5 protein-coding genes and 1 pseudogene are annotated in these 10,149 nt (G+C 55.8%); 5 read left to right on the forward strand and 1 reads right to left on the reverse strand.

Features of this window, described 5'->3' with window-relative positions; all coding sequences use genetic code 11:
• Positions 1–361: 361 nt before the first annotated feature.
• The 5 genes and pseudogenes from FD715_RS21580 (at position 362) to FD715_RS21600 (ending at position 9,664) form a co-directional block, all read left to right on the forward strand.
• The gene (locus tag FD715_RS21580) at positions 362–3,532 is read left to right on the forward strand and encodes a hypothetical protein (RefSeq protein WP_147115099.1); all 3,171 of its coding nucleotides are present in this window, start codon (positions 362–364) and stop codon (positions 3,530–3,532) included.
• 126 nt (positions 3,533–3,658) lie between these two features.
• A pseudogene (locus FD715_RS21585) lies at positions 3,659–3,871 on the forward strand (integrase core domain-containing protein); the annotation flags it as partial.
• Positions 3,872–4,452: 581 nt separating this feature from the next.
• Positions 4,453–4,659 carry a hypothetical protein gene (locus tag FD715_RS21590; RefSeq protein WP_189799600.1) on the forward strand — a complete coding sequence of 69 codons (207 nt, stop codon included), beginning with the start codon at positions 4,453–4,455 and terminating at the stop codon, positions 4,657–4,659.
• A gap of 170 nt (positions 4,660–4,829) precedes the next feature.
• Positions 4,830–8,564, forward strand: coding sequence for a glycosyltransferase (locus tag FD715_RS21595; protein WP_223275032.1), 3,735 nt, complete (start codon positions 4,830–4,832; stop codon positions 8,562–8,564).
• A gap of 17 nt (positions 8,565–8,581) precedes the next feature.
• Positions 8,582–9,664: a hypothetical protein gene (locus FD715_RS21600; RefSeq protein WP_147115107.1), complete on the forward strand. Its 1,083-nt coding sequence runs from the start codon at positions 8,582–8,584 to the stop codon at positions 9,662–9,664.
• A 118-nt stretch (positions 9,665–9,782) separates the two neighbouring features.
• On the opposite strand, the gene FD715_RS21605 is transcribed toward FD715_RS21600, so the two are convergent.
• A partial coding sequence (locus FD715_RS21605; RefSeq protein ID WP_147115110.1) for an integrase core domain-containing protein occupies positions 9,783–10,149 on the reverse strand: 367 nt, incomplete at its 5' end.

A 10,149-nucleotide genomic window follows, 5' to 3' on the forward strand; every position in this document is an offset into this window, starting at 1 on the left:
GGGTCCGAATGGTGGATCCTACAGTACTGGCGGATGGGGCGACCATCTTGTGCCGGGTGGGGCCGTAGCCATTAACGAGAGCGGCAGGACGTTTTTTGTTTGGACGCCGGACGTCGTTGGTCAAAATGGCCGTGTCGGGCCATCAAATTTAATAAGATTAGGGGGGACGGAGGATCTTTTTACTGATGACTCGGAGGTAGGAGATGTAGTCAATTTTCGAAGGCTTACCGCCAAACAGATTGAAAGTATCCAATCGGGCGCTCAGTTGTATTTCGCCTTGGATGGTGGCGATGAGGTAATACTTCCTCATAGGGTAAAGTTTCTGGACACAGGGCCAACTTGGAATAGTAAGGTCACCTTCATGGGCGGCGGGGGTAATGATAAAATTACCGGCGGCAGGCTGAATGACAAGATTGATGGTGGGAAAAGTTCCGATGTCATCGACGCAGGGGAGGGCGATGACACCATAATTGGGTCCGCGGGGGATGATATTTTATATGGTGGGGTGGGGAGTGACTTATTTGACTTTCAGAATACAGAAAGTGGCGGGTTCTCTGATTTCGCGCCGGGTACCGATCAGCAAATCGATGGTGGGGAGCCTGATGGAGCCAAGCCAAGTGACCGAAATCGGGATGAAGTGCTCCTACCCGGCAACCCAAGTGATTACCGCTATACAGTAGATTTGCGCAACAGCTGGACTTCTACAATAACCATAATCGAAAAGCTGAACTATAACGGAACCGCCGAGGAGATCACCCTTCGCACGTCAAACATTGAAGCTGCTATGATCAATGGGTTGATCGACAATCCGTCAGGCACCAACGCAATCAGGGAATCGGCGCTGCAGATGGTAGAGGTTTATGGCGGAACTTCCGAATCAATGCAGGACCGGGGTTGGCATGCCGTGGCCGCGATTGAGCTAGGCATGTTACCATCAAGCTTTGGCAAAGGTCGAGGGGAGTATGAATTCCTCGATGGCGTTTATGTCCACAAGAACAAGGTTTTAGACTTATTTGTAAATGACACGACAGTCACTGTCCTTACCGGGGTCATCGACGAAAAGAAAACCCTTTCTGTCAGTATTGCTGGTTCGGGCAAGGATGTGATGGACTGGGTGTATGATATTACGCAGTGGCGGGAGCCCTTCTATAAGAAGCATGAACCCCTCATCGAAGCAATCAAAGCCTATCTAACTGAACAGGGTAACAAGGTTGATCAAATCCTTCTATCGGGTCACAGCCTCGGCGGGGCAATGGTGCAGCACTTAGCTGATGACCTTGCCCTCATAGGTTACGGCGCGAAGATCAAGGCATTCACTTTCGGCACGATTGGCGGGGAGATAGAGACGGTCGCGGGTAAGGTGGGAATGATCACCAATTTCATTCACACCGGGGATATCGCAAACCTGCTAAACCTGCCCGGTCCAATAAATCTGCTCGGTGGCTTTAATCCGATCAACCCGTTTGGGCAAGATGGTCGGGGTGGTACCAAGGTGTTCATCGATACGGTGCGTGCGCGGTTCCCTTGGACGGAGCACTACAAGGAGGCCTATCAGGAGGATGTCCTTGCACTGCTCCGTTTTGCTGCCGACGTCGAAAGTGCCTTCGGCAAGACTACTCTTGCTACCGCACTTAGAGCAGGCGACGTTTGGAAAGGCGACTCTAAGTATGGCCAAAGCATTCAGGTGGCGCCGGGGACGATGAAAAGAGACACTTTCTCCAGCGATGCGGGAGACAACTTCGTATTGGGCGGCGGCGGTGCTGACAAGATATTCGTATCTCCCCTTGGACTATTGGCAAAAGGCCGGATCTTCGATGGAGGGGCGGGGTTCGACACTCTGATTGTTCCACTCTCTAAGTCACTGACCAAAACGACCGCGATCGAGTTCGAGGACGGAGCAACCAAGCTGTCCTTCGGACTGCCTGGCCTCAGAGCGGATGTGGGGGACCTCCACAACATCGAGATGATTGTTTATGCTAATGGGGTTCAGTCTCTCGATGGTCGTCGGGCTACAATCCAGAAACCTAGTTCGGCTGCTGCGCCAAGGGAGGCCCCTTCGGAAGGGGTCCTGGCTGCCAGTACCCCTGTCCCGACGTTTCATATCGATCCTACTTTCGACTATGCCGATGCCGGAAATGGGGCCATGAACGTCATCGGCTCTAGGCAGGATGACATTGTCTATGTGGGCCGCGGAAACAAGACAGTTTCTGGGAAGGGCGGCGATGACATCATCATTGTAAAACCAGGCGATGCCGGGGTCGTAGTGAACGATACCATTCGCATAAATGGTGGGACCGGTCAGGACATCATGATTGGAGGAAACGGCAACGAGATCTTTATAGTTGATAATGCGGGTGATCTGGTAAGCGACATAGGAGGCCGTGACACGGTCCGTGCTTCTGTCTCTTTTGCACTTGCCGACGGCCTCGAGGCGCTGGTCCTGACTGGCCCGGGAGCAAACAGCGGTAGCGGCAACAACTCTGCAAATCGCCTGACCGGCAATAGCGCGGCCAATACGCTTGTAGGACTAAAGGGCGATGACGCCTTGCGGGGAAAAGGAGGCAGCGACAATCTATACGGTGGTGAGGGCAAGGACAAACTGGTTGGAAATGGGGGGCATGACGAGCTGGCGGGTAATGCCGGCAAGGACATCATCCTTGGCGGCAAGGGTCGCGATGTCGTGGCTGGCGGTGCCGGGCCCGACACGCTGTCGGGCGGCAAGGGCTTCGACACGCTGGATTACAGCGGCTCTTCGAAAAGAGTTGTTGTCGATCTGCAAAAAGGCTTCGGCAAGGGGGGCGAGGCGCAGGGCGACAAGCTGTCCGGCTTTGAGGGCGTGATCGGCTCGGGGACTGATGACATGCTTCTGGGCTCCAAGGACGGCAACAGGCTGATTGGTGGCGAAGGTGCTGACGTGCTCAATGGCCGCGGCGGTCAGGACTGGGTCGATTACAGCGCCTCAGATGGCGGCGTTACGGTGAACCTGGCCAAGCGCCGCGGTGCAGGTAGCGATGCCGAGGGCGATCGTCTCATCAACATTGAGCGCGTTCATGGCAGTGCTCAGAACGACAAGCTGATCGGCGACAAGGGCAAGAATGTCCTCGTTGGCGACGAAGGCAAGGACAGGCTTGCCGGTGGCGGCGGCCGCGATGTCCTCAATGGCGGCACCGGCCATGACGAGCTCTTGGGCGGCGGCGGTCACGACAAGCTGTCGGGCGGCAAGGGCAGGGACAAGCTGATCGGCGGCATCGGTAAAGACTTGCTCGACGGTGGCGCAGGCAACGACAAGGTGCTGGGTGGCGGCGGTGCCGACACCTTCATCTTCGATCTCGGCAGCGACAGACTGATTGGTGGCAAGGGCCGCGACACGGTCGAGTTCGATGGCGCGTTCGGCGACTACGGCGTGACCTTCGGTAAGAAGGTGATCGTGACCTTCGCAGACGATCGCGACGTGCTTCTTGGCATGGAGCGGCTCGAATTCGCCGGCATCGCCTATGAGCGCCAAGGCGGTCAGTGGGTCGAATTCGGCTGACACCTGTGAAACATGTTAGACGGGGCGAGTATGTTCCACCCAGCTACTCCGGATCTCCCAGTGCGTGGGCGTTGTTGCAGAACTCAGGTTTGAGCCACAGTTGCCCCTTTCCCCAATGAGGTCATGCCGGTGAAGAGCCCGCAGCGCAATGGTATCGCGGAGGCATTCGTGAAGACGCTGAAGCGCGACTACGTCCATGTCACGCCGCTGCCGGATGCCGTCACCGTCCTCAAGTTGCTCGCCGACTGGTTCGAGGACTACAACGTCCATCATTCGCACTCAGGGCTGAAGATGCGCTCGCCCCGCAAATTCATCACAGCTCAAACCGCAACTGCCTGAGTGTCCGGTGAAACGGGGCAAGACCACTGAAGAACCCGGACGGGCCACTCCTTGTACGGAGCCCGCCAGTAGTCTACACGAGAATGGCTGGTTCTTACATCCGGAGACTACATGACTTCTTTTCTCGAGCATTGTCACCAGTGATGCAATTCCCGTTGCTCAACTAAATGGAGAGCCACGAGATGAGATGCTGCCCGGTATGGCAATGGCCGTCGATTGCATGCAGGCCTGTCGAAGCCATCGTATTGCCTCAACGACATATAAGTCTGGTCATATCAGCTGTAAGATCGCGGCACCGCCGACTGATACGAGAAGTCCCGCATTCCTTATTCGTCTTGCGGACCATGTCGACTAGTCTGACCTTGATACTTGGAGATGTACTGGCGGCCAGCTCCATAGCGCTCTAAAACTTTAGGTTGAAAACCCTTCGGACCTCTCATCTTTAGGACAAGTGCGACACACAGATGACCGAGATCGCGTAACTGATGCACACCGGCACTTTAGTCCCGCCAGTCGAGATCGACACAGATATGCGAGATACGCGGTTGGCTATGACCTCAAACGGGCTCGGCATAGTTAGTGTGGTCCAGAACAGCCACTTCGTCAAAGTGATTGCCGACGGTCACTTTAAGCGCAATATGCATGGTCAGCTGAAGCGCATGCTTGGTGAGATTGCTGAAAATTCATCAGCAGCGGTCGAGCTTAATATCTTGGGTACGACTGCGCTCGCCATGCCCATGGAAAGCTCAACCTACGCACTTCTCGTGGGCCGCAGTAGTGCCGTCTAGAAAGAGATGCCGCATGAATTCAGTCTATCTCGCGTACCGGTATCGCATGGGAGCCTGCACTCTATTCTCCGCGCGACAAGCTTCGGTTCCCTGCCTTGGCAGGAGGAGAACAGCTCCGCTTCTTGTGAAGCTACAATTCGATCGAATGATTACTAGAAGCGATGAGCAAGATGCACGACATGAAGCGCGATAGCTCGTTCCTTCACGAGAAGTTCCTTAGCTTACTGAACCGACCAACGGCTCGGAAGACCGAAGATTTCCGCGAATACCTACTCAGTCGGCGTCAACGGCCTCACAGGATAGGGTTCAAGCGAGGGAACCTGAACAAGGCATTTTCTGCCAATTTGCCACGCCTATTTCACGATCTTATCGCCATCGACGAATCCCGGATCGACGGCGATGCGCCGGTTCTGATGTACGGCGCAATCGTAGAAGATCCTACGAAGTCGCATGACAGCACCAAAAACCTATTACCACATGTCAAACCCAAGAATGAGGTCCTGTTTTTCGAAATGGGCTTTTTGGCTTCGACGACCAGCTGGTCGGAAGCACTCGCTTCGAAGGACCCGCGGCAAGCCTGTCTCAGCTATATCTTCGACGATCGTGCCCAGTACTATATGGCAGATTACGAGTCCCGGCTGGATGAGAAGCTGAATGGCGACTTTGAACTGAGCGCGACCGAACGTACACGAGCGGAAAATGCGATGCGACGCATTGTCGACGCGAAAATATCGAAATACAACTCCCAGCCATTCTTCACTCCCGAGGTCTCACCCGAGTACTCGCGGCGGGTTCTCGTTGTGGATCAGAACTTCTCGGATGCCTCGACAATCTACGGTCGGGCATCCTCGGTCGAGTTCGAAGCAATGCTGGAAGCGGCCATCGCGGAAAACCCCGATGCCGAGATCCTAATCAAGACCCATCCCGATCTGAACTGGGTCGAGGGGGGTAAGAGACGTGGCTATTTCGATCACCTGAGCTCGGAAGGTCGGATACGAATTTTACGGGAAGGAATTAATCCGTTTGAGCTCTTCGATCTGGTCGACAAAGTGTATGTCGGCACTAGCGGCATGGGTCTTGAAGCGCTTCTGGCTGGCAAGCAAGTCATCTGTTTCGGCGCCCCTTGCTACGCCGGCTGGGGCCTGACCGATGACCGGGCCGAAGTTCCACACCGCCATCGCACCCGTGATCTGGTCGAGTTCTTCCATGCCTTCTACATCTGGTACACGATCTACCACCTGCCGACCGGCGAAGTCCCGGCCCAAATCGAAGATGTTCTCGATTTCATAGAAGAGAACCGGCCCGTCCAGCCCATACCTCAAACGGCCCCGGCCGAACCTCTGCTATCGATCATCATCCCTGTCCATGGCGTCGAGCGCTATATTGCCGAATGCCTCCGGTCGATCCAGCGCCAAAGCTTCAAGGCCTTCGAGGTAATACTGATCGACGATGTCAGCCCCGACAATTCGGTCGCGGTGATTGAAGAATTTTCCGATCGGGATCCGCGCTTCCAAGTTGTCCGTCGCAAAGAAAATGCGGGGCCGGGCTTCGTGCGCAATCAGGGAATCGATCTGGCCCGTGGCCGTTATGTCCTGTTCATCGATCCAGATGACTACATGCCCGACCCCGCACATCTGGCACGAGTGCTTGCGATGGCCGAGGCCGATCAGGCCGACATGGTGCGGTATCGCAAGGTCCATGAACAGGTGGAGGATAGCAATGGCGATGTCCTGCAGGTTCGCCGGGACAACACGGAAGCTTTCTTCCCACAGGAAGTACGTCGCACCTCGCTTGTGGAAAGTCACTCGATTGCTCATTCGAGGCATTTCTGGAACTGGCTCTACCGTCGGGAATTCCTGTACCGCGAGAATATTCGCTTCCTGACGACTTACCGCGAAGAGCGCGCATTTCTCCTACAGGCATACATGGCCGATCCCGTAATCTCGCTCTCGGACAGTGACGGGGTAGTCTACCGCATTCGCCCTGAATCGGCGGTCCGGCGGGCGCAAACCATGGCCGATGTCCGCGACCAGCTCCTGAACTTCGACCTCATCGTAGATCAGCTTGGCAAGCACGGCGCATTCGACCCCGCCTCACCATACTGGTGGTTGGCACGGTTCCAGGTTTCGCAGTTCCTGCATTACCTGTATTTCGGATTTGCTTGGAAAACCGCGCAGAGCGAACAGGCCACCGATTTGTTCCTCGACAAGCTGTCGAAGACACTGGCGCGGGCCGGGATCGGGTCGCAGGACCTAATCGCCGATCCCTCGCCGCTCTCCCGCGCGCATCTGCGCGCCAACGCATATGGGCTTCTACTGGCCGCCACATTGCTGCGGCGAGAGGATTACATCAAGAACGCGATCGGTCTCATACCGATTGGCGCTGACCGGCTGTATGACGAATTCCTGCACGAGCCGGAAAGCGCCGCCGAACGGGATCTGCAGCGTGCGCTCAGCCTATATGCCCGAAACGATCGCGTAGCAGCACCGGCCACGCTGCCCGAAGCGACGCCGGATCGTCCGCGTCTGATCCTGCACCTGGGAGCGACCAAGACCGGCAGCACCCTGCTGCAGCACCTGCTGGAGGATAATCGTCCGGAACTCCTGCGAGCGGGGATCTGGTATCCCGAAGTCGGTCTGTTCTGGCAGGAGGATCGCCAGCACAAGCAGGCCGGACATGCGCGTTTCATGGAGATAGCCGCGAGCGGCGCGCCGGAGCTGCGCCAGCACATTCTCAATGGGCTATCGCTGATGAAAGGCCGGATCCATACGATCATCCTGTCTTCGGAAGCTTTCTTCCTGAACCCCAAGTCCCTCGCCTTACCGGAATATTTCGAGGACTTTCCGACCGAAATGGTGGTCTACCTTCGTCGTCAGGACGAATGGGCAAATTCCCAATACGCGGAGTTCGTCGCCGGGGGAGCCATCAACGCGGAGAAGTCACGCTTCAGCTCTTGGCTGGAAAAAGAAGAAACGAAGAACCTGCTGGACTATGATCGACTGGTCCGCAGCTGGGAACAACTCCTGCCCAAGAGCGCCCTCCATATCCGACGATATCAACGCGTCCGGGGAGGTACATGGAGCATCATCGACGATTTCTCCGAAGCGACGCGCTTGCCGCAAATCTCCACCCTGCCGCCCCCTTTCCGCAAAAAGGGTAACGACGCTCGACTTTCTGCGACTCATGTCGAGCTAATTCGGCAATTCAACAAGCGACCCTTTCCGAGCAAGAACGCCTACCTCAATTTCATCGAGGAAGTGGTCGATGATTTGAATGCATGGCGCGAAAAGAAGGGCTTCGCCATGCCTAGCCCATGGTTCCTCACCGACGAAATCGCCGAAGATATCATGATGACGGCTGCGCCGGGCAACGACAGGATCGCACGCGATTATTTCGGACTTTCCGGAGGCCGGGACCTGTTTCCACCCCGGGCGGAACAGCCAGAAGATTGCCCCGTGTATCTCCCTGAATTCGATATAGTCGAAAGCGCCTATGCCTCGCGAGGAAGGGGCCGAAACACCTCTGCCAGCACCATCGTGAACTATGGATTATTCAGTTGGCGGCTTTGGTCGTCGATACCGCTCTTGACATTGATGTACCGGCGCAAGGGCCGAGCCGATTTGGCAAGAGAGCTTCAAAGGGATCCGAATTCATTCTCGCGAAATCACTGGTTGGGTCGGCGCCCGGTGCTACGTTGGCTGGCTTATTCTCGAACCAGTACACTCGGGCCTCATCAGATACTGAGGGTCTGGATACCGGCACTCGAACCGCTGGTTCGGAAGCGCGGAGGAAAGAGCGCCGTTGATAGGCTGCACGAGGAACCGGTAGCTTTTGTTCGGAGCTTGCGAAATCCGATAGCGAGAGCCATTGGACGATTGCTCTTTCCTATGGGGGATCGGACCTGACTGAGAAGCTATGCAAGATGTCAGAAACACTTTCACCAGCCATCCGTGATCCTAGAACCGTGACACTGGAGGTTCCGGAGGCATGGTTCAGGAATGCCCAAGATGGCAACCAGCACCAAGCTTTCTACAGCACATTGCTCGCAGCGCTGGCCGAGATGAACGTGCTGATCGAACCGGTCTGGCTGCCTCGTGGTGCGGAGCGTGCGCCTCGCAACGTCTCTTCCGATCGGATGTTGATCAGCTTTCATTCACATGGCGAAGCCGGAAATTTACTTCGCTGCAAAGAGTCTTATATCCCCCCCTTCTACACGATGGACCGGATGGGATATTCCTGCTTTTCGGAACTGGCGCTGTTCCCTGACAGATTTTACGACGAAATATCGCGGCAGGACGAAGACGAGTCGAAGGCTTTCCTAGCCGATCTTGGCCGTGAACTTCGTCGAAGCAATCTGTCGAAGTATTCTCAGCCTCCGAGATGTGGAGATCGCATCGCCGACGCATATGTCTTCGTACCCCTGCAGATGACCAATGACTCGGTGACTCACGGCACCTGGCTCGAGATTCGCGCAGCATTGGACTGCATCGTCGCAGCTGCTTCGGCGCGCGGCCTCAAGACGGTCATCAAGCGTCATCCGCGATGCAAAGACCGTGGAATCTCCCGTGCCCTCGATCTATTGGACCAAAACCCAAACGTCATCATTTCTGAAAAATCGATTTATGACCTCATCCCCAACGCCGAAGTCGTCGTCGGTGCGAACTCAGGCGTATTATTCGAATCCCTGATGCAGGACCGCCCGGTTATCAGCTTCGCGTCCTCCGATTTCGGCATCGCGGTACAGCAAGTCAATAGCTACGAAGAGCTGTCCGCCGCAATCGCTCACCCGGACCCGCCCAGTCCTGCTTGGCGGCAAAAATTCCTATTCTGGTACCTCTGCCAGTATTGCGTGCGATCCGACAGCGTCTTTCAAGTTCGCCACAAGATACAGTCCTTCCGGAGATCCGAGAAATTGAGGCGTAGAAGATACGGAATACACCGGTTCAAATCTGCGCATTTATTCGTTTACTCAATTGTTGACAGAATTAAGAAGAGACTCTTTTGATAAATATCAGGAGATATGGTATTTTCGATGAGCTCTAAAGCCATGACCCACGAGATATCTTGACCTGAGACCCGTCTTTCCTCCGGTTTGTCGGAGAATCCATGGGTGATTTCTGAGGCTATGCAGCCTGCTGTTCCAGTGCTGTTTTCATGGCGAATTCGGCGGGTGGGATGTTGCCCAAGGCCGAGTGGGGGCGGTGTAGGTTGTAATCGAGCTGCCATGCCTGGATCTGACGTCGGGCATCGCCGAGCGTCGAGAACAGCACTTCGTTGAGCAGCTCGTCGCGGAGCCGGCCATTAAGGCTCTCGACGAAGCCGTTCTGCATCGGCTTGCCCGGCGCGATATAATGCCAACCAACCGTCGTGCGCTGGCTCCAGGCCAGGATGGCCATGGACGTGAACTCGGTCCCATTGTCGCTGACGATGGTCTGAGGCTGGCCCCGCCGGGCGATGAGCGCATCGAGTTCCCGAACCACCCGTAGCCCT

The sequence above is a fragment of the Tateyamaria sp. syn59 genome (assembly GCF_007995245.1).
Lineage (GTDB): Bacteria > Pseudomonadota > Alphaproteobacteria > Rhodobacterales > Rhodobacteraceae > Tateyamaria.

Bases quoted from the DNA above. Each gene is read 5' to 3' on its own strand.
- FD715_RS21580 (WP_147115099.1), top strand. From the start codon at position 362: ATGGGCGGCGGGGGTAATGATAAAATTACCGGCGGCAGGCTGAATGAC.
- FD715_RS21600 (WP_147115107.1), top strand. From the start codon at position 8,582: ATGTCAGAAACACTTTCACCAGCCATCCGTGATCCTAGAACCGTGACA.
- FD715_RS21595 (WP_223275032.1), top strand. From the start codon at position 4,830: ATGCACGACATGAAGCGCGATAGCTCGTTCCTTCACGAGAAGTTCCTT.